21 protein-coding genes are annotated in these 20000 nt (G+C 68.8%); 3 read left to right on the top strand and 18 right to left on the bottom strand.

What is annotated here, in order from left to right; translation table 11 throughout:
- Position 1: 1 nt before the first annotated feature.
- From ACE37J_RS17925 to fabA, 8 genes are all read right to left on the bottom strand, one after another.
- The gene (locus tag ACE37J_RS17925) at positions 2-1108 is read right to left on the bottom strand and encodes an acyl-CoA dehydrogenase family protein (protein ID WP_409713690.1); all 1107 of its coding nucleotides are present in this window, start codon (positions 1106-1108) and stop codon (positions 2-4) included.
- A 1-nt stretch (position 1109) separates the two neighbouring features.
- Positions 1110-2306 (bottom strand): acyl-CoA dehydrogenase family protein, encoded by a 1197-nt coding sequence (locus ACE37J_RS17920; RefSeq protein ID WP_409713687.1) that lies wholly within the window; start codon positions 2304-2306, stop codon positions 1110-1112.
- 67 nt (positions 2307-2373) lie between these two features.
- Positions 2374-3576 (bottom strand): acetyl-CoA C-acyltransferase, encoded by a 1203-nt coding sequence (locus ACE37J_RS17915; RefSeq protein ID WP_409713685.1) that lies wholly within the window; start codon positions 3574-3576, stop codon positions 2374-2376.
- 4 nt (positions 3577-3580) lie between these two features.
- Positions 3581-4498: an SDR family NAD(P)-dependent oxidoreductase gene (locus ACE37J_RS17910; protein WP_409713682.1), complete on the bottom strand. Its 918-nt coding sequence runs from the start codon at positions 4496-4498 to the stop codon at positions 3581-3583.
- Positions 4495-4968 carry a MaoC family dehydratase gene (locus ACE37J_RS17905; protein WP_409713679.1) on the bottom strand — a complete coding sequence of 158 codons (474 nt, stop codon included), beginning with the start codon at positions 4966-4968 and terminating at the stop codon, positions 4495-4497. The genes ACE37J_RS17910 and ACE37J_RS17905 overlap by 4 nt, the downstream gene beginning before the upstream one ends.
- Before the next feature lie 84 nt (positions 4969-5052).
- Entirely contained in the window at positions 5053-5850 is a 798-nt protein-coding gene (locus ACE37J_RS17900; RefSeq protein WP_409713676.1) for an enoyl-ACP reductase, read from the bottom strand.
- Positions 5843-7069, bottom strand: coding sequence for a beta-ketoacyl-ACP synthase I (fabB, locus tag ACE37J_RS17895; protein WP_409713673.1), 1227 nt, complete (start codon positions 7067-7069; stop codon positions 5843-5845). Before fabB ends, ACE37J_RS17900 begins: the two co-directional genes overlap by 8 nt.
- A 26-nt stretch (positions 7070-7095) precedes the next feature.
- Positions 7096-7614, bottom strand: coding sequence for a 3-hydroxyacyl-[acyl-carrier-protein] dehydratase FabA (gene fabA, locus ACE37J_RS17890; RefSeq protein WP_409713670.1), 519 nt, complete (start codon positions 7612-7614; stop codon positions 7096-7098).
- A gap of 210 nt (positions 7615-7824) precedes the next feature.
- On the opposite strand from fabA, the gene irr reads away from it, so the two are divergent.
- Both irr and ACE37J_RS17880 read left to right on the top strand, forming a co-directional pair.
- Positions 7825-8244: a Fur family transcriptional regulator Irr gene (irr, locus tag ACE37J_RS17885; protein ID WP_409713667.1), complete on the top strand. Its 420-nt coding sequence runs from the start codon at positions 7825-7827 to the stop codon at positions 8242-8244.
- Positions 8245-8260: 16 nt separating this feature from the next.
- Positions 8261-9220: an aldo/keto reductase gene (locus ACE37J_RS17880; protein ID WP_409713664.1), complete on the top strand. Its 960-nt coding sequence runs from the start codon at positions 8261-8263 to the stop codon at positions 9218-9220.
- A 13-nt stretch (positions 9221-9233) separates the two neighbouring features.
- Here the strand turns inward: ACE37J_RS17880 and ACE37J_RS17875 are convergent, their stop codons facing one another.
- From ACE37J_RS17875 to ACE37J_RS17855, 5 genes are all read right to left on the bottom strand, one after another.
- Positions 9234-9572, bottom strand: a complete 339-nt coding sequence (locus tag ACE37J_RS17875; RefSeq protein ID WP_409713661.1) for a hypothetical protein — start codon at positions 9570-9572, stop codon at positions 9234-9236.
- Between the two features lie 161 nt (positions 9573-9733).
- Positions 9734-10318, bottom strand: a complete 585-nt coding sequence (locus tag ACE37J_RS17870; protein WP_409713659.1) for a DUF2062 domain-containing protein — start codon at positions 10316-10318, stop codon at positions 9734-9736.
- Between the two features lie 60 nt (positions 10319-10378).
- Complete coding sequence (locus ACE37J_RS17865) at positions 10379-12580, bottom strand: RelA/SpoT family protein (protein ID WP_409713656.1); 2202 nt, start codon at positions 12578-12580, stop codon at positions 10379-10381.
- A gap of 73 nt (positions 12581-12653) precedes the next feature.
- A complete protein-coding gene (locus ACE37J_RS17860) occupies positions 12654-13205 on the bottom strand; it encodes a flavodoxin family protein (RefSeq protein WP_409713653.1) in 552 nt (183 codons plus the stop codon).
- A gap of 1 nt (position 13206) precedes the next feature.
- Entirely contained in the window at positions 13207-14547 is a 1341-nt protein-coding gene (locus tag ACE37J_RS17855; RefSeq protein ID WP_409713650.1) for an NAD(P)/FAD-dependent oxidoreductase, read from the bottom strand.
- 82 nt (positions 14548-14629) lie between these two features.
- On the opposite strand from ACE37J_RS17855, the gene ACE37J_RS17850 reads away from it, so the two are divergent.
- Entirely contained in the window at positions 14630-15769 is a 1140-nt protein-coding gene (locus ACE37J_RS17850; RefSeq protein ID WP_409713647.1) for a patatin-like phospholipase family protein, read from the top strand.
- Here ACE37J_RS17850 and rpoZ read toward each other — a convergent pair whose 3' ends face one another.
- The 5 genes from rpoZ to rimO all read right to left on the bottom strand — a co-directional run bounded on the left by rpoZ (position 15770) and on the right by rimO (position 19993).
- The gene (gene rpoZ / locus ACE37J_RS17845; protein ID WP_409713644.1) at positions 15770-16123 is read right to left on the bottom strand and encodes a DNA-directed RNA polymerase subunit omega; all 354 of its coding nucleotides are present in this window, start codon (positions 16121-16123) and stop codon (positions 15770-15772) included. It abuts the gene before it with no gap.
- Positions 16124-16194: 71 nt separating this feature from the next.
- Positions 16195-17703, bottom strand: coding sequence for a lipase/acyltransferase domain-containing protein (locus ACE37J_RS17840; protein WP_409713641.1), 1509 nt, complete (start codon positions 17701-17703; stop codon positions 16195-16197).
- A 66-nt stretch (positions 17704-17769) separates the two neighbouring features.
- Entirely contained in the window at positions 17770-18375 is a 606-nt protein-coding gene (locus ACE37J_RS17835) for a hypothetical protein (protein WP_409713638.1), read from the bottom strand.
- A complete protein-coding gene (locus ACE37J_RS17830; RefSeq protein WP_409713635.1) occupies positions 18372-18611 on the bottom strand; it encodes a hypothetical protein in 240 nt (79 codons plus the stop codon). The genes ACE37J_RS17835 and ACE37J_RS17830 overlap by 4 nt, the downstream gene beginning before the upstream one ends.
- A gap of 2 nt (positions 18612-18613) precedes the next feature.
- Positions 18614-19993, bottom strand: a complete 1380-nt coding sequence (gene rimO, locus ACE37J_RS17825; protein ID WP_409713632.1) for a 30S ribosomal protein S12 methylthiotransferase RimO — start codon at positions 19991-19993, stop codon at positions 18614-18616.
- Positions 19994-20000 lie beyond the last annotated feature (7 nt).

Genomic DNA, 20000 nt, shown 5'->3' with positions numbered 1-20000 from the left:
CTCAGGCCGCCTCCTCCAGCGCCATGAAGCGGGCGAGGTGGAAGTCCTCGTCCCCGAGCATGTGGTCTATCATGATCAGGCGCTTGGCGAAATGCGGGGCGGCGTATTCCCAGGTCATGGCGATGCCGCCATGAAGCTGGATCGTCTCCTCCGAGACGAGCCGGCCGACCCGGCCGACGAGGTTCTTCGCCGCCGAAATCGCCCGCTCCCGCTCCTTCCGCGGGGCGTCCAGCATCCCGGCGGCGAGCATGGTGAGGCTGCGGGCCTGCTCGATGGCGATCACCATTTCCACCATCCGGTGCTGCAGCGCCTGGAACTTGGCCAAAGGGGCGCCGAACTGCTTGCGCGTCTTCATGTAGTCGAGCGTCAGCGCCTTGCAGGCCTCCATCGCGCCGAGCGCCTCCGCGCAGAGCGCGAGCGCGCCGCGGCCCAAAGCCGTTTCGAGCGCGGGATAGCCGCCCTCGGGGTCGCCCAGAGCCTCGCCCGGCGCGCCGTCGAACGTGAATTCCGCCGCATGGCCGCCGTCCACCGTCCCGAAGGCGCGCATGGTCACGCCCGGGCCTTTCAGATCGACGAGCCAGAGCCCGATCCCGGCCTCGTCCGCCTCGTCGCCCGAAGAGCGGGCGGAGACGATCAGCCGGTCCGCCGTCGCGCCGTTGACGACGACGGACTTGCGACCGGTGATCTTGCCCCCCTCGGCCCGGCAGGCGACCCGCGCCATCTCGTAGCGGCTCTCGGGTTCCGTATGGGCGAGGGCGAGGTGAAGGCCGCCGCCGATCACCTCCTCCAGCATATCATCCCTGCCGGCGCCGATCAGCGGCGTTGCGCCGAGCACTGCGGTGGCGAGAAACGGCTCCACCACGAGCCCGCCGCCCAGCGCCTCGAAGACGACGAGGATGTCCTCGCCCGCCCCGCCGAACCCGCCCGCGCTTTCGGGCAGGAGCGCGCCGACGGCGCCGAGCTCCGCGAATTCGGCCCACATCGCCGGGTCGAACCCGCCCTCCATCTTCGCCGCCTTGTGGCGCGTCTTGAGGTCGTATTTTTCGCGGACGAAGCGCGTCAGCGTCTCCGTCAGCATCCGGCGTTCTTCGGACAGCGTGAAATCCATGTCAGAGACCGAGCCCCATCTTCGAGATGATGTTCTTCTGGATCTCGTTCGAACCGCCGTAGATCGAGACCTTGCGCATGTTGAAATACTTGGTCGCCTGCTTCATCGCGCCCGCGGGGCCGACCGGCTCCTCGTTCCAGCCCTCGTCGAAAGCCTCGGAAATGAACGGCGCCGCGTGCGGGCCGAAGGCGCGGCGCATCAGGTCCGTCAGTTCCTGCCGCACCACCGTGCCCTGCACCTTCAGCATCGAGCTTTCGACGCCGCCGGCCGCGCCGCCCTCCGCCGCCGCGACGATGCGGAGGTTGAAGATATCCATCGCCATCAGGTCGATCTCGACCTTGCCCATGCGGGCGGCGAAGAACGGATCCTCGCGCAGCGGCCTGCCGTTCGCCTTCAGCCGCTTCGCCGCAGCCTTCAGATGCTCCATCGCCTGCCGGGAATAGCCGACGCCGGCGATCCCCGTCCGCTCATAGGTCAGGAGATACTTAGCCAGCGTCCAGCCGCCGTTGACCTCGCCGACGATGTTCTGCTTCGGGATGCGCACATCCGTAAGGAACACCTCGTTGACCTCGTGCTCCCCGTCCAGCGTGATGATCGGGCGCACTTCCACGCCCGGAACGTCCATCGGCACGAGGAAGAAGGAGATGCCCTCCTGCGGCTTCCCTGTCTTGTCCGTCCGCGCCAGCACGAAGATATGGTCGGCGATGTGGCCGAGCGTCGTCCAGGTCTTCTGCCCGTTGATGACCCACTCGTCCCCGTCCAGCACCGCCTCGGTCTTCAGCGAGGCGAGGTCGGAGCCGGCGCCCGGCTCGGAATAGCCCTGGCACCACCAATGCTCCGACGTGAGGATCTTCGGCAGGTAATACGCCTTCTGCTCCTCCGAGCCGTACTTGATCAGCACCGGGCCGAGCATGTTGACGCCGAAGGGCACGATCCGCGGCGCGTTGGCGACGACGATCTCCTCATGGAAGATATGCGCCTCGACCGGCGTCCAGTCCGTCCCGCCATGCTCCTTCGGCCAGTGCCAGGCGAGCCAGCCCGCCTTGTTGAGGATCGCATGCCATTCCCTGAGATCGTCGCGGGAGAGGCGAAGCCCCTTCGCAACCTTGTCCGAAAGCCGCTTCGGCAGGTTGTCCCGCAGATAGGAGCGGACTTCCTCGCGGAAGGCCTGCTCGGCTTGGGTGTAGTTCAGGTCCATCGGTCGATCCTCCAAAACGCGCCGCCCCGGCCGCGGCCGGGGCGCTTTATCCGCCGCTGCGGGGGCCTCAGCAGACCTCGAAAAGGCCTGCCGCGCCCATCCCGCCGCCGACGCACATGGTGCATACGACATACTTGGCGCCCCGGCGCTTCCCTTCAATCAGCGCATGGCCGACCATCCGGGCGCCCGACATGCCATAGGGATGGCCGATCGAGATCGCGCCGCCGTTTACGTTCAGGAGCTCGTTCGGGATGCCGAGCTTGTCCCGGCTGTAGAGCACCTGCACGGCGAAGGCTTCGTTCAGCTCCCAGAGGCCGATATCGTCCATCTTGAGGCCATTGAGCTTCAGGAGCTTCGGCACGGCGTAGACCGGCCCGATCCCCATCTCGTCCGGCTCGCAGCCCGCCGCGACGCAGCCGCGATAGATGCCGAGCGGAGAGAGCCCGCGCTTTTCCGCCTCCTTCGCCTCCATCAGCACGGCGGCCGAGGCGCCGTCGGAAAGCTGGGAGGCGTTGCCGGCGGTGATATGCTTACCCTCCTTGATCACAATGCCGTCCTTGAAGACGGGCTGAAGCCCCTGAAGGCTTTCGAGGGTGGTGGAGGGGCGGTTCCCCTCGTCCTTCTCCAGCGTCACCTCGCGCTCGAGAATCTCGCCCGTGTCCTTGTTCTGGAACTTCATGACCGTGGTCATCGGCACGATCTCGTCGTCGAACTTGCCGGCCGCCTGCGCCGCCGCCGTCCGCATCTGGGACTGGTAGGCGTATTCGTCCTGCGCCTCGCGGGTGACGCCATAGCGCTCGCCCACCGTCTCCGCCGTCTCCAGCATCGACATGTAGAGCGCGGGCATCGTCTCCTTCAGCTTCGGGTCGGCCAGCCAGTCCCGCCGCTGAAGCTCGTTCTGGACAAGGCTGATGCTCTCCCCGCCGCCGCCGACGGCGATCTGGAGCCCGTCGGTGACGATCTGCTTCGCCGCCGTCGCGATGGCGAACATGCCGGAAGAGCATTGCCGGTCCATCGTCATGCCGCCGACGGAGACGGGCAGGCCCGCGGCCATGGCCGCCTGCCGGCCGTAATTCATGCCGGTCGAGCCCTGCGTCAGGGCGTTGCCCATGATCACGTCCTCGACCTCGGCGCCGTCGATCCCGGCGCGGGCGACCGCATGGCGGATCGCATGGCCGCCGAGTTGCTGGCCGGAGGTGAAGTTGAACGCGCCGCGATAGGCCTTGCCGATCGGCGTGCGGGCGGTGGAGACGATGACGGCTTCTCTCATGATTTCACTCCTTGGCCGCATGGGCCGCTTCGGCCTTCTGGGCGTATTTGTAGGTCTGTTCGAAGGCGCCCTGGAGGGCCTTGGCGCCCTTCATGTCGCTGATCTCGTCGAAATGCGCGGCGACGCCCTCGGGGGAAAGTTCGTCCCCCGTCAGGATCACGCCCTCCGTCTCGTGCAGATATGTGCGCGCGAAGCATCCGCCCCCGGCGCAGAGGATCGTGCGCTTCGGCCCCTCCTTCGAGGCGAGGAAGAGCACGCCGGGGGAGATCGTCTCCGGCGTCAGCAGATCCTTCGCCGGGCCGGAGAACAGCTCCTCCGTCATCCGCGTCACAGCGGTGGGGGAGAGGGTGTTGACCGTGATTCCGTATTTGTCGCCCTCGATCTGGAGGACGTTCATCAGCCCGATCATGCCCGTCTTGGCCGCGCCGTAATTCGCCTGCCCGAAATTGCCGTACATCCCGGAGGAGGAGGTGGTGAAGACGAGCCGCCCGTAATTCTGGTCCCGCATCACGGGCCAGACGGCGCGGGCGCAATTGGCGGTTCCGATCAGGTGAACGTCGATCACCTTCTCGAAATCCGGCATGTCCATCTTCGCGAAGCTCTTGTCCCGGAGGATGCCGGCATTCGCCAACAGAACGTCGATCCGGCCCCATTTCGCCATGACCTGATCGACCATCGCCTGCACGGAGGAGAAGTCGGAAACGTCGGCGCCGTTGGCCATCGCCTCGCCGCCCGCCGCCTCGATCTCCTTCACCACGGCGTCCGCGGCGGCGGTGGAGCCGCCCGTCCCGTCCCGCGCGCCGCCGAAATCGTTGACGACGACCTTCGCGCCCCGCGCCGCGAACTGCAGCGCATGGGAACGGCCGAGGCCCGCCCCCGCTCCCGTGACGATGACGACCTGTCCGTCGAACCTGATGCTCATGCCTTCCCCATATAGACGCGCCCGATCCACTCCGCGACGAGCGCGGGCTTCTCCCCGCCCTCGATCTCGACCGTCACGGCCTGCCTGTAGGTGACCTCGCCCGGCTTCGACTCGTCCAACTCCGTCAGCGTGAAGCGGCCGCGGATGCGGGCGCCGGCCTTGACGGGGGAAAGGAAGCGGATCTTGTCGAACCCGTAATTGACGCCCATCGCCACGCCCTTGATCGCGGGCCCGGCCTCATAGACCATCGCCGAAAGCATGGAGAGCGTGAGGAACCCGTGGGCGATCGTCGTCCCGAACGGCGTCATCTTCGCCTTTTCCGGGTCGATATGGATGAACTGCCAGTCCTCCGTCACGTCCGCGAAGGCGTCGATCCGCTTCTGGTCGATCTCGATCCAGTGCGAAACGCCGATCTCCTGACCGAGAAGCGCGCGTAGCTCATCCAGCGTGCGTTTGCCCGCAAGCGCCATGGTTCCTCCGAATCAAATCCCGATCCCTCGCCGGGTTGGCGCAGATCATGGCCGATGTGACGCAGGGTGACGCAAGCGTAAACTTCACGCCCCGCCCAGATTCTCCGGCTGCGCCATGCCCGTCACGTGATAGCCGCCGTCGACGAAGATGACGTCCCCCGTCGTCCCCGCCCCGAGGTCGGAGAGAAGATAGAGCGCCGCGCCGCCGACATTCTCCAGCGTCGCGTTGCGGCGGAGCGGCGCATTGAGTTCTGTCTGCCGATAGACCTTCCGCGCCCCGCCCACCGCGGAGCCCGCGAGGGTCCGCATCGGGCCGGGGCTGATCGCGTTCACACGGATGCCCGAGGGGCCGAGATCGTTCGCGAGATAGCGGACGGAGGCCTCCAGCGCCGCCTTGGCGACGCCCATCACGTTGTAGCTCGGCATCACCCGCTGCGCGCCGAGATAGGTCATCGTCACGATGGAGCCGCCCGCGCCCATCAGCGGCGCGGCGCGGCGCGCCACGTCGACCAGCGAATAGCAGCTGATTTCCATCGAGGTGCGGAAATTCGCGCGGCTGGTGTCGGCGTAGCGCCCCGTCAGCTCCCGCTTGTCGGAGAAGGCTATGGCGTGGACGACGAAGTCGAGCCCGCCCCACTCCGCGGAAAGCCGCGCGAAGGCGGCGTCCATCGAGGCTTCGTCCGTCACGTCCACGTCGAGCAGGAACTCGGAGCCGACGGAGGCGGCGAGCGGCGCGACGCGGCGCCCGAAAGCCTCCCCCTGATAGGAGAAAGCGAGCGTCGCCCCCTCCTTCGCCAGAGCGGAGGCGACGCCCCAGGCTATGGAATGGTCGTTCGCGACGCCCATGACGAGCCCGCGCTTGCCCTTCATCAGGTCAGCCATGATAGCGGCTCAGGCAGAGTGTCGCGTTGGTGCCGCCGAAGCCGAACGAGTTGGACATCACCGTGTCGAGCCCCGCCCGGTCCACCCGCGCTGTCGCGATTTCTTCCGGCTTCAGCGCGGGGTCGAGCGCCGTGACATTGGCGGAGGCGGCGATGAAATCGTTCTGGAGCATCAGGAGGCAATAGATCGCCTCCTGCACCCCCGTCGCCCCGAGGCTGTGCCCGGTGAGCGACTTGGTGGAGGAGATCACGGGCTGGCGCTTGCCCGCGAAGACGCGGCGCACCGCCTCCACCTCGGTCACGTCGCCCGCCGGGGTCGAGGTGCCGTGGGCGTTGATATAGTCCACCTGCCGGTCGCCAAGCGTGGACATGGCGAGCTTCATGCAGCGCTCCGCCCCCTCGCCCGACGGGGCGACCATGTCGTAGCCGTCCGACGTGGCGCCATAGCCCGTCACCTCGGCGTAGATCTTGGCGCCGCGCGCCTTGGCGCGTTCCAGCTCCTCGAGCACCACGACGCCCGCGCCGCCGGCGATCACGAACCCGTCCCGCGTCGCGTCGAAGGCGCGGCTCGCCGTCTCCGGGCTGTCGTTGTATTTCGAGCTCATCGCCCCCATCGCGTCGAAGAGGCAGGAGAGCGTCCAGTCCAGCTCCTCCCCGCCGCCGGCGAAGACGATGTCCTGCTTGCCGAACTGGATCTGCTCCACGCCGTTGCCGATGCAATGCGCCGAGGTCGAGCAGGCCGAGGTGATGGAATAGTTGACGCCCTTGATCTTGAAAGGCGTCGCGAGGCAGGCCGAATTGGTTGAGGACATGCCGCGCGTGACCATGAACGGCCCCATCCGCTTCGGAGAGCCCTTCTCCAGCACCGTCTGGTGCGCGAGGAAGAGGTTCTTCGTGGAGGGCCCGCCCGAGCCCATCACCAGCCCCGTCCGCTCGTGGGAGACTTCGCCCGGCTCCAGCCCGCTGTCGGCGATGGCCTGCTCCATCGCCACGTAGTTATAGGCCGCGCCGTCCCCCATGAAGCGGAGCTGGCGCTTGTCCACCGCCTCCGTCAGGTCGATCTCGGGCCGCCCGTGGACCTGGCAGCGGAAGCCGTGCTCCGCATAATCCGGCGCGAAGGAGACCCCGGATTTCCCCTCCATGAGCGACGCGAGCACCGTCTGCGCGCTCGTGCCGATGGACGATACGATCCCCATTCCGGTGATGACGACGCGGCGCATGAACGTCTCCCCCTGGCCGTCCGGCCTCAGGCCGGAACTTCGTCGTGAAAGAGGCCGACGCGCATGTCGGCCGTGGTGTATATGGTCGTCCCGTCCGCCTCCATCACCCCGTCGGCGATGCCGAGCTTGAGCTTGCGGTCGATGATCCGCTTGAAGTCCACGGTGTAGCGGACGACCTTCACCGTCGGCGTGACCATGCCGGAGAACTTCACCTCCCCGACGCCGAGCGCGCGGCCGCGCCCCGTCAGGCCCTTCCAGCCGAGAAAAAAGCCGGTGAGCTGCCAGAGCGCGTCGAGCCCGAGGCAGCCGGGCATCACCGGGTCGCCGAGGAAATGGCACTGGAAGAACCAGGCGTCCGGCTTGACGTCGTATTCGGCGACGATCCGGCCCTTGCCATGCGGCCCGCCCTCGGCCTCGATCGAGGTCACGCGGTCCATCATCAGCATCGGGGGCGCGGGAAGCTGCGGATTTCCGGGGCCGAAAAGCTCGCCCCGCGCGCAGGCCATCAGGCCTTCGAAATCGTAACTTGTTGCGCTTTCGGCCATTCCGGAATCCTTGTCTGCCGCCGCGCCCTCTGGGCCGCGACCGGAGCCGGCATCGTCCCTAGCATCGGCGCGGCGGCGCGTGCAAGCGCCGGGCGCGGGCGCGAGGCGATGCGTCGCGCGCCGTGCTCTGGCCAAATGGCGGGAAATGTGATTATTTCAGCGTCGAAGCGAGCATGCGAGATGAGGCGCGAGCGCCCTATGGACCAGCAGATGACAAGCGAGCGCCCGGAGCGGCGGGCGGAACGGTGGCTTTCCGCCGCCGGATTGCGCCCGACGCGACAGCGCCGCGCCCTGGCCGCGCTGCTGGTCGGGGACGGCCGTCATCGCCATGTCACGGCGGAGCGCCTGTTCGATGCGGCGCGCGAGGCCGGCGCCGCCGTCTCCCTCGCCACGGTCTACAACACGCTCAAGAGCTTTACAGAGGCGGGCCTCCTGACCGAGATCGCGGTGGACGGCGCGCGCAGCTATTTCGACACGCGGACCGAGGATCACCCCCATTTCTACTGGGAAGAGGACGGGCGGCTGACAGACGCGCCGGCGGATTCGGTCGCCTTTTCGCAGCTGCCCGAAGTGCCCGAGGGCATGGAAGTCTCCAAGATAGACGTCGTGATCCGCCTCCGCCGCAGCTGAAGCCGAGGACCCCCCGATGAAAACAGTCCGCCTCGGGCGCACCGGCGCCCGCGTCTCAGCCCTGTGCTTCGGCACGATGTCCTTCGGCGGCGACGCCGACGAGGCGGAGTCGGGCCGCATCTACGCCGCCTGCCGCGACGCCGGGATCGACTTCTTCGACTGCGCGGACGTCTATGCCGGCGGCCGCTCGGAGGAGATCCTCGGCCGCCTGATCCGCGGCCATCGCGACGAGGTGTTCGTCACCTCCAAATGCTTCATGGGCCGGCACAAGGGCGCCTCCCGCCGCGCGATCCGTCTCTCCTGCGAGGCGAGCCTGAAGCGGCTGGGCGTGGAGCGGATCGACCTCTTCTTCATGCACCGGTGGGACGATTCGGTCCCCCTCGAAGAAACGATGCGCGCATTGGAGGACCTCCGCGCCGAGGGCAAGATCGCGCATCTCGGCTGCTCCAACTACGCCGCCTGGCAGATCGCCAAGGCGAACGGGATCGCCGCGGCGCGGGGCTGGGCGCCGTTCGAAGTGATCCAGCCGATGTACAACCTCATCAAGCGCCAGGCGGAGGTGGAGATCCTCCCCCTCGCCGCGGCGGAGGACCTCGCCGTCATCTCCTACGGTCCGGGCGCGGGCGGGCTGCTGACGGGCAAGTACGAGGGTGATTTCGGCAGAGAGCCGGGCCGCTTCGCCGTAAACCAGGAATACCGGAAGCGCTATGACGAGCCATGGTTCCACGAAGTCTCCGCCGCCTTCTCCGCCTTCGCGAAGGCGAAGGGCGTCCACCCGATGACGCTGGCGGTGGCCTGGGCCGCTGCGCATCCCGCAATCACCTGCCCGATCATCGGCGCGCGGAGCGTGGCGCAGCTCGAAGCCTCGCTAGCCGCGGCGGCGCTCCCGATGCCGCCGGAGCTCCGGGCCGAGGTCGCCGCCCTCTCCCGCACCCCGCCGCCGGCGACCGACCGGCTGGAGGAGCAGAAGGGCTGAGGCCGGGCGTCGCTCAGCCGGCCTTCAGCGCATCAACGCCTTCGGACGCTCCGGAAGGATGCTCGCGCCAGGCGCCGAGGACGAACAGCACGAGCTTCGCCCCGGCCCGCCTGCGGGCCTCCAGCGTCGGCGACGAAGACCCGAAATAATCGTCCGTGAGTCCCGAAAGGCCCACAGGGTCGCGGCGCGTGCCGATATGAAGATACGGCTCCTCGCGCGCCGCGGCGCGTTCGAGATCCACGATCGCGTAGACATAATTGGCGGCGGCGGAATCCCACGCCGTCCCGGGCTCGGAAATCGCGCCCTTTTCCATGAGGACGCGCAGCGCGGCCTTCAACTCTTCGGCGGTCAATGGATGCGTCGAGCGCACAGGCAATGCGGACAGGTTCGTCATTTCGGCCCCACCGCGAAACAGGATCGCAAGGCCGCTTGTCTCACCCGCTCCGGGCGCCGGTTGGACCGAATCCGGGCCAAACCTTGACATGTCGCCGCGCAGCGGACCGGCGGGCGGCGCTATTCCGCGGCTCCCGGCGCGCGCTGCGCCGCCTCGATCCGCGCCTTCGCCCGCGCCATCAGCTTCGCCCGGCGCCGCTTCTGATAGCGGACGACCACCGGCTTGACGATGAAGTAGCTCGCCGCCGCCGCAGCGAGCCCCGGCGCGAGCCCGCCGACGAAATAGGGGAGCACAAGCTTCTCGATGTTCGAAAGAAAGAGGATCGCCATGTCCGTGAACGGCATGTCCTCGATCCCGTCGATCGGGATGCCGCCCATGATGAGCGATCCCGTCTCGATGCAGATGGCGGCGATGAAGGGAAAGGTCAGCGGATTGCCGACGAATGTGCCGATGGCGCTCGCGAGGATGTTGCCGCGCAGGACCCAGGCGAGCACCGCCGCCACCACGAAGTGAAACCCGAAGAAGGGCGTGAAGCTTGTGTAGACGCCGCAGGCGAAGCCGATGGCGATCCGGGTCGGGCTGTCCGGCAGGCGCTGCATCCGGTGGCGCCAATAGTCGATGACGCGGCCCCAGCCGCGCCGTGGCGCGATCCAGGCGCGAACCTTCTCGGAAAAGGGCCGTCTCTCCCGGCGCTTGAACAGCATCGCCTCACCCCGCGCGGCCCACGCCACGCTCCTAACTATCTTGCGCCCGCACGCCCGGCCCTATGCCGAAAGGTCGCGCCGTGGCGGGCCCGCCTCCGGTTTTCCGTCCGCCTTCGGCGCCTCCACTTTCGGCAGCGGCGCCGGGAGACGGGTGCGCCGCACATCCGTCACGATCGCCTGCGCCTCCAGCGCGGAGAGAATGGCGGACATGTGTTTCACATCCCTGACGGTAACGGCGATGCGCAGCCGCCAGAAGTCCGGCATTCGCGCGAGGGTCGAGATGTTCTCTATGTTCGCCCTGTGCTCTCCGATCAGCGTCGCGACCCCGCCGAGCGCGCCCGCCTGGTTGGCGAGCGTGACGTCGATGGAGGCGGAGCGGCCGCCGAGCTGCGCCGCGTCTTCGTCCCAACGGAGATCGACCCAGCGCTCCGGATGTTCCTCATGGGCGACGAGCGCCGCGCAGTCGATGCAATGCGCCTCGACCCCGCGGCCGGTGCGGATGCCGACGATCCGCTCTCCCGGGATCGGCTCGCAGCACTCGGCGAAGGCGAAGGGCACGCCCGGCGGCGCGCCAAGGACGAGCCGGTGCGGCCGGCCCGAAGCATCCTCCGGCGCCGGCTCCTCCGAGTCGACCATGCCGGGATAGACGGCGGCGACGAGGCGCCGGCCGGTGATCTCCGCCGCGCCGAGCGCGGCGAGCAGCCCTTCGACAGAGCCGAAGCCGAGCTTCCGCGCGCCGGAGACGAGCGCCTTCTCCCCTCCGTCGAGCTTCCGCCGCTCGAAGGCGAGCCGCGCGATCTCCCGCCCGAGGCGGACATGCTCCTCCCGCTCGTCCTCCCGCAGCGCGCGGCGGATCGCGGCGCGGGCGCGGCCCGTCGCCGCCATGTCCATCCAGACGGGGGAGGGGCGAGAGCTCTCGACCCGGATGATCTCGACCGATTGCCCGTTCCGCAGCCGTGTCCAGAGCGGCACGCGCTGACCGTCCACCTTGGCGCCGACGCAGCTGTCCCCGATCCGGGTGTGGATCGCATAGGCGAAGTCGATCGGCGTCGCCCCTCGCGGGAGGCCATAGACATCCCCCTTCGGCGTGAAGCAGAAGACCTGATCATGGAACATGTCGAGCTTGACCTGCTCCAGAAACTCCTTCGGCTGGTCGCCCTTCTCCATCCGCTCCACAAGGTCGGAAAGCCAGCGGAACGGGTCGACCGCGAAGGGGTTCTCGCTCCGCCGCCCCTCCTTGTAGGCCCAGTGCGCTGCGACGCCCGTCTCCGCCACCTCGTGCATCTCCCGCGTGCGGATCTGGATCTCCACCCGGCTCGCCGCCGGGCCATAGACCGTGGTGTGGAGCGAGCGGTAGCCGTTGGATTTCGGCCCCGAGATGTAATCCTTCATCCGCTCCGGCACGACGCGCATCGCGGTATGCACGGCGCCGAGCGCGGCGTAGCAGGAGGGGATGTCCCGCGTGATGACGCGGAAGCCGTAGATGTCGGAAAGCTGGCTGAAGCCGATCCGCTTCTCCTCCATCTTCCGCCAGATCGAATAGGGCTTCTTCTCCCGCCCGATCACGTCGGCGGGGACGCCGACCTCGTAAAGCGCCTCCTCGATCGCCGCCTTGATCCGGGGGATGAGGTCCCCCGTCTCCTTCCGGAGCTTCAGGAAGCGGCGCATGATGGAGGTCCGCGCCTCGGGGTTCAGCACCTCGAAGGCGAGGTCCTCCAGCTCCTCCCGCATCCGCTGCATGCCCATCCGGCCGGCGAGCGGGGCGAAGATGTCCATCGTCTCCCGCGCGATGCGGGCGCGCTTTTCGGGCCGCAGCGCCTCGATGGTGCGCATGTTGTGCGTCCGGTCCGCGAGCTTCACCAGCAGCACCCGCACGTCGCGCGACATGGCGAGGAGGAGCTTGCGGAAATTCTCCGCCTGCTCCGCCTCCCGGTTCACGAGTTCGAGCTTGTTGAGCTTGGTGACCCCGTCCACCAGCTCCGCGATCTCCTGCCCGAAGAGATCGGTGATCTCGGCGTAGGTCGCCGCCGTGTCCTCGATCGTGTCATGGAGAAGGGCGGTGACGATGGTCGCGTCGTCGAGCTTCAAGCCGGTGAGAATGGCGGCGACTTCGAGCGGATGGCCGAAATAGGGCTCCCCGCTCGCCCGCTTCTGCGCCGCATGGGCGCGCGCGCCGTAGACATAGGCGCGGTTGAGCAGCGCCTCGTCCGCGTTCGGGTTATAGGCCCGCACCATCTCCACAAGTTCGAACTGCCGGATCACCGCGTCCCGTTACGCCCCGAAGCCGAAGGAAAGACTGAAGATAGAGCCTCGCGGCGCGAAACGCGAATCCCGTTCACACGAGCCCGCGCGCCCAGCGCCGCGCCGCCCCGGCGACGCGGGCGCCGAAGCGCCGCGCCGTCTCCGCATCCGCCTCGTCGATCAGCCGCGTCTTGTCGCGGGAGGAGGCGGCGGCGAGCCCGAGCCAGAAGCCGGCGCCATTCACCGCCCCGCCATCCTTCCGCGCCGGCGCGCCGATCTCCGCCTGCCCGACCCAGACCATCCCGTGCTGCGCGGCGAAGACCGCAAGCTGCGTGAGGGTGGAGAGCTTGTCCCCCGCCGGAAAGGTGGCGACGGTGAAGCCCGCCGCGATCTTGTCCTTCCAGCCCTGGTCGAGCCAGAGGTCCCCGCTCGCGTCCATGAAGGCTTTGAAGCCCGCGGCCGGCCCGCCCATATAGGTCGGCGCGCCGAAGACCACCGCCTCCGCCGCCGCGATTCGCGCCCAGTCGGCCTCCCCCATCGCCTCCACGTCGATCAGCGCCGCGCCGCCGGCGCCCTCCGCCACAAGCTCCGCGAGCCGGCGCGTATGCCCCGACCCGGTGCAATAGGGGACGACGATCCCGCCCATCTCAGCCCCGCATCATCTCGCGCAAGTCCCAGAGCGCATAATACCCCTTCACATAGGCCATGCGGAGCCGCGGCGCCGGAAAGCGCGGGAGCGGCGCGCGGATGATCGCCGGCAGCGAGGCCTGCGCCCGCCGCCCCGTCGCCAGCTCCGCGAGCAGCCGCCCGGACCAGGAGCCCATCGCGACGCCGTTGCCGTGATAGCAGCAGGCCGTCCAGGCGTTCTCCCAGTCGCCGAGCGGGCCGACATGCGGGGCCATGTCCCGCGCCAGCGCCAGAAGGCCGTTCCACATGTATTCGGTCTCGACATGCGCCCAGTGCGGGAACATCGCCTCGAAATCCCGCCGGATCCGCGCGTTGAGCCGCCTCTGGAGAACCGGGTTCAGCGAGGAGCCGCCCCGGGCGCCGAAGAGGAACCGCCCCTCCGGCAGCAGGCGGAAATAATGCACCCGCGCCCGTGAGTCATAGGCCGCCTGGTCCGAGGTCCATCCCGGCCCCTGCAATTCCGCCCCTGTCAGCTTCCGCGTCACCATGATGGAGGAGAGGACGGGCAGAACCCGGTCGTCGAGCCCCGGAACCCATGCGTCCGCGCCGTATCCGTTCACGGCGACGATGAGCTTCCGCGCCCGCACCTCGAAGCCGCCGACGTGAAGCCGGAAGCCGCCGGGCGCCCGCCGGACTGAATGAACCGGGCTCTGCGAGAAGAGCCGCGCCCCCGCCGCCGCCGCCGCCGCCGCGAGGCCCGCGGCGTATTTCAGCGGGTTGATCGCGAAGCCCACCGCCGTGTGGTGCCCGCCATGAAAGGCCGGTCCCGCCATCCCCCGCTCGTCGCAGGCCCCCTTGGCGTGACCGGTGATCGGAAGGCCGAGCCGGCGTTCGAGCGCGGCGTCCGCCTCCGCCGCCTCGAAGGCGCGGCGGCTGTGGGCGAGGGACCATTCCCCGTCCGAATGCCGGTCCGCGTCGATCCCGAACCGCGCGAGGATGTCCCCCACATGGTCGATCGCCGCCCGCTGGGTCGAGAGGAAGGCGCGCGTCTCATCCTCCCCGAATCGCCTCACCTGTTCGGCGAGCGGCAGCTTTGCGCCACCGACGCAGACGAAGCCGCCGTTCCGGCCCGAGGCGCCCCAGCCCGGATAGGCGGCGTCGAACACCGCCGCCTCCTCCCCCGCCTCGGCCAGCGCCAGCGCGGCGTTGAGCCCTGTGAAGCCGCCGCCGACGATGGCGAAATCCACCGCAAGGTCGGAGGAAAGCGGCGCCCCCCGCTTCTGGGCGTCCGGCGCCGTCGCCGCCCACCAGGAGGGCGGCGGGGCCGGGTCATAGGCGCTGGGGGGATAGGCGCGGCGCAAGAGGGGCTCCGGAAGACGCGGCTTGAGCGATGATGCGGCGCAGCATAGGCTCGGCGCGCCGCACCCGCATCGGAGACCGTTCATGGCCGAAGATCAAGCGAATCCCGCCCCCCGCCGCCGCAGGGCCGCCGCGGCGCAGAAGGCGCCGCACCGCAAACCCCGCCATGCGAAATCCGTGAACCTCGCGCTCCAGGGCGGGGGCAGCCACGGCGCCTTCACCTGGGGCGTGCTCGACAAGATCTTCGAGGATGACCGGCTCTGGATCGAGGCGATTAGCGGCACCTCCGCCGGCGCGATGAACGCCGTCGTCGCCGCGCAGGGCATGTATGAGGGCGGCGGCGCCGGCGCGCGGAAGCGGCTTGAGGAGTTCTGGCGCGCGGTGTCCGAGGCGGGGCGCGGCAGCCCGATCCAGCGCACGCCCTGGGCGCAGATGACGGGCGACTGGTCGCTCGATTCGTCGCCCGCCTACATCGTCTTCAACGCCCTCCGCGGCGTCGTCTCGCCCTATGACGCGCCGCTGGAGATCAACCCGCTCCGCGACCTGGTGGAGAAGCATGTCGATTTCGCGAAGGTCCGCGCCTGTTCCGACATGGAGATCTTCCTCGGCGCGACGACGGTGGAGACGGGGCGCGTCCGCGTCTTCGAGCGGCAGGAGATCACGCTCGACGTGGTGATGGCCTCCGCCTGCCTCCCCTTCCTCTTCAAGGCGGTGGAGATCGACGGCGCGCATTACTGGGATGGCGGCTACATGGGCAACCCGCCGCTCTATCCCTTCTTCTACAGCAGCCCCGCCTCCGACATCGTGATCGTGCAGATCAACCCCATCGTGCGGGAGGGAGAGCCGAAGACGGCGGCGGAGATCCAGAACCGGGTGAACGAGATCACCTTCAACTCCTCGCTCCTGCACGAACTCCGCTCTATCGACTTCGTCACGCGCCTGCTGGAGGACGGCAAGCTTGACCCCGAGGAATACCGGAAGATGAACCTCCACATCATCCAGTCCCGCAAGCGCATGCGCGCGCTCGACGCCTCCTCCAAGCTCAACTCGGAATGGGCCTTCCTCCGCCACATGTTCGAGATCGGGAGGACAGCCGCCGCCAGCTGGCTCAAATGGCACTATGACGACATCGGAAACCGCTCGACTGTCGACATCCGCCAGATGTTCTCGGGCCGCGGCCCGCTCTCGCAGCGACAGAAGAAGCGCGGGGTAGCGGCGGGCTGATCAGCCCTGGCTCTGCTCCGCGAGAAGCGCGCGGAGGAGCTGCTCCTCGGAGACGTCGTCCACCGGCTGGTCGGCCCGGTCCGCGCCCATCCTGGCGGACATCTGGTCTTCCTCCGGCTCGTCCACCTCGATCTGGCGCTGCAGCGCCTGGATCGCCATTTCCTTCAGATCCTCGACCGGGATCGTCTCCTCCGCGATCTCGCGGAGCGCGACGACCGGGTTCTTGTCATTGTCCCGGTCGATGGTCAGCGGCGCGCCGGTGGCGATGGTGCGGGCGCGATGGGCGGCGAGCATGACGAGTTCGAACCGGTTCGGAACCTTGTCCACGCAATCTTCGACGGTGACGCGGGCCATGGGCGACGCTCCTTAGCGCTCGTGGTCGGAAGCGCGGCTTGTGCCTCATTTCGCGCCGGATGGCAAGGCGCCTACTTGTCCGCCGGCGGCGAGGTCGCCGCCCGTCCCTCCGAGGGAACGCCGGCGACGGAGAGCCGGCCCGGCCGCACCAGCTGGTCGCCCGAGCGCTGCGCCTCCAGGAGCCAGAAGAGGAGGTTGTCGCCGAAGACCGGGCTCTTCGTGATGTCCACATGCTCCTCCGGCAGGAGGAGGACGGAGCGGTAGGAGAGCGGGGAGCGGAGGCTCAGCGTGTAGTTTCCGTCCTGCCGTTCGTCGAGGAGCGAGGAGGCGCGGAGCACCACGCCGTCCCCCTCCTCCAGCTTCGTGATCTCCACGCGCCCCGTCTCCGGGTCATACTCCACCTCCGCCGGCGTCTCGAACCCGCCGCCGACGACGAGATAGAGGTCGAGATCCTCCGGAATCGTCACCGGCCGGTCCACCGCCCGCTGGAACTGCTCGGCGCGCTTCAGGATCTTGCCCAGATGCCGCTTCGCGCGCTCATGCCGCCCTTCCGCCGTCGCCTCTTCCGGCATGAGGATCTGCAGGAGCGCATCCTGTCCCGGGTTCAGAAGGCCCCAGCCATACCGCTCCCAGTTGGCGAGGTCGAAGATGCTCACCGGCTCCTCGCTTCCCGCGATGCGGACGCGCATGTGCCGGTCCCGCGGGAAAAGCTGATAGGTGGAGACATGCGTGCCGAGGATCGCCGGGGCATAGGTCGGCTGGAACGGCCCCAGCGTCTTGCCGTTGACGAGATTCTCGAAGGCGAGCACCGACCCGGTGTTCGGCGGCGCGATGAAGACGACGCGGCCGACATGCTTCGCCCCCGCCCAGGTCACCTCCGGCAGGGAACCGTCCTCCGGAAGGTCCGCGTCGCCGTACATGAGGTAATAGCGCGTCACGAGCCCGCCCATCGAATGGGCGATCAGGTCGAACTTCACCGGCTCCGCCTCCGGCCCGAAGACGCGCCGCCGCTCCTCCATCACCTGGTTCGTCTTGCGCGAGATGAAATAGTCGAGGTCATGCGCAGCCTCGACGATGTCGCGCCGCCAGTCATAGGGGAACTCGAAGGAATCGAGGTTGACGTCCCGCTCCATGATCTCTTCCTCCCGCGTCTCGCGGAAGTCGAAGCCGCCGGCGATGAGGGTGGAGATCACGCCCCGATAGATGTCGAGCTCCAGCGGAATGCCGAGGACGGAGGCGCGCGCCACGCGCAGCACCCCGTCGGTTCTCACGCCATCCCTGAGCACGCGGAGCGATTCGCCCCCCGAGCCGATGGGGAGCGCGATGCGCCTCGCATTCTCCGGCATGTCGGGATCGACGGAAAGCCCGGATGCGCCGCCCCAGATAACGATCCCCGAATCCCGGTCGACGAGGCGGGAGCCGAGCGTGCCGGGAATCGAGATCACGGGCCGCCGGTCCTGCGTCTCGAAGGCCGCCGCGGAGTCATAGAGCGTGTTGAGGTCGGGCGCTCTCGGCTCGGGCGCACAGGCGGCGAGAAAAAGAGCCGCCGCCATCGCGGAAAGCCGCGCCCATACCGTCATCGTCCATCCCCCTGACGCCTTACCGGTCCGGCAGGCATAACAGGAAGATACGCGCGAAGAAAAGCCTCAGCGCCGTGACGCGGCCGCGAGCGCGGCGGCCGGGCTGGTCATCACGGCCCGCCTCGCGCGCGCGGCCGCCGGCGCCATCGACGCCTGCGCGAGCGCGACCACCGGCGCTTCGGACCGGTCCGCCGCCGCCGCGACGAGTGCGGCGTAGCGTTCGAGATCCTTCGCCTGGAAGGCCGCCAGCGCGCCCTCCACGAGAACGATCCGTATGCGCGCGCCCGCCGCCGCCGCATGGCGCTCGAACATCTCCCGCGTCGGCCCCTCGGTGGAGGGAAGGGAGATCAGCACGTCGATCAGCCCGCCCGTCCCCGCCTCCGCCGCCGCTGCCGCCGCCAGCGCCTCGTCCACCCGGATCGCCCCGGCCCGCGCGGCGGCGCCCCCGATGGAGGTGCAGGTGAGAAGCAGCGCATCCGCCCCGCTCTCCCGCATCAGCGCCCGCAGCGCCTCCGCCGCCTCTTCGAGCAGCGCCTCCGAGGCGCCGCCCGTCGCCACGGCGCGCGCGATCAGGTCTTCCCTGACGGCGTGGACCAGCGTCGCGCCCTCGGGGCAGGCGGCGTCGAAGAGCGCGGCGTTGCTCTCCATCGTGTGCAGACAGGCGATCTTCATGGCGCGGCCTTCCTGATGCGATAGCTGCCCTCGGGCAGGTCCAGCGCCGCCTCGAGGTCCCGGAGCTGGGAGAAGGAAAGGGTGATGCGGGTCACTTCGTCCCGCCGGGAATCGTATTGTTCGAGCGTCACGCAATCGTCGAAGATGTTGACGGTCACGTCCTCCTTGAGCGGCGCCTCGCCTTCGTCCACCAGCGTCACGACCGTCGCGTCGAATTCGTGCTCGATGGTGAACATCGTCAGAGCCTCCGCGCCCAGAGATCGTATTCCGCCGCCTCCTCGACCTCGACGGAGACGATGTCGCCCGGCGCGAGCCCCTCGAACCCCTCGTCGATGAAGACCTGCCCGTCTATTTCCGGCGCGTCCATCTTCGAGCGGGCGACGGCGCCCTCGCTGTCCACCTCGTCGACCAGAACCTCGATCCGCGTTCCGACCCGCGCCGCCATCTTCTCGGCCGAGATCGCCTGCGCCGCCTCCATGAAGCGCGCGAAGCGCTCCTCCTTCACCGCGTCCGGAACATGATCGGGCAGCGCGTTGGCCCGCGCGCCGGCGACGTTCTCGTATTTGAAGCACCCCACCCGGTCGAGCCGCGCCTCCTTAAGCCAGTCCAGCAGATGCGCGAACTCCGCCTCCGTCTCGCCCGGATAGCCGACGATGAAGGTGGAGCGGAGCGCGAGCTCCGGGCAGTCCCGCCGCCAGGCCGCGATCCGGTCCAGCGTCTTCGCCGAGGCGGCGGGCCGCGCCATGCGCTTCAGGACGTCGGGGTGGGAATGCTGGAACGGAATGTCGAGATAGGGGAGTACAAGCCCCTCCGCCATCAGCGGGATCAGCCGGTCCACATGCGGATAGGGATAGATGTAATGGAGCCGGACCCAGACCCCGAGCTCCCCGAGCCCGGCGGCGAGGCTCGCGATGTCCGCCGCCCGCGCCTCCCCGCGCCAGTCGCTCGCCGCATAGCCGATGTCCTTGCCATAGGCGGAGGTGTCCTGGCTGATGACGAGCAGCTCCTTCACCCCCGCCTCGGCCAGCTTCTCCGCCTCCCGCAGCACCGCGGCGGCGGGGCGGGAGCGGAGCGGGCCGCGCATCGTCGGGATGACGCAGAAGCGGCACTTGTGGTCGCAGCCCTCCGAAATCTTCAGATAGGCGTAGTGCCGGGGCGTGAGCCTCACGCCCGCCGCCGGGATCAGGTCGACGAACGGGTCGGGCCGCGGCGGCGCGGCCTCGTGCACCGCGTCGAGCACGGCCTCGTATTGCTGCGGCCCCGTCACCGCCATGACTGCGGGATGCGCCGCGCGGATCAGCGCCTCGTCCGCGCCGAGGCAGCCGGTGACGATGACGCGCCCGTTCTCCGCCAGCGCCTCGCCGATCGCCGCGAGGCTCTCGGCCTTCGCGCTGTCGAGAAAGCCGCAGGTGTTGACGATCACCGCCTCCGCGCCCCGGTAATCGGGGGAGAGCGCATAGCCCTCGGCCCGCAGCCGGGTCAGGATGCGCTCGGAATCCACCAGCGCCTTCGGGCAGCCGAGGGAGACCATGCCGATCCGCGGCTGGCCGGGCCGCGCTTCGGCGTTCAGCGCGGCGCGGGCGAGGTCGGGGCGGAGGTCGGGCGGGTTGAGGCTCATTCCGGCC

This window comes from Pikeienuella sp. (assembly GCF_046290545.1).
GTDB lineage: Bacteria > Pseudomonadota > Alphaproteobacteria > Rhodobacterales > Rhodobacteraceae > Pikeienuella.
The sequence above is the reverse complement of the archived record's forward strand: the minus strand, read 5'-3'. Positions and strand labels throughout refer to the sequence as shown.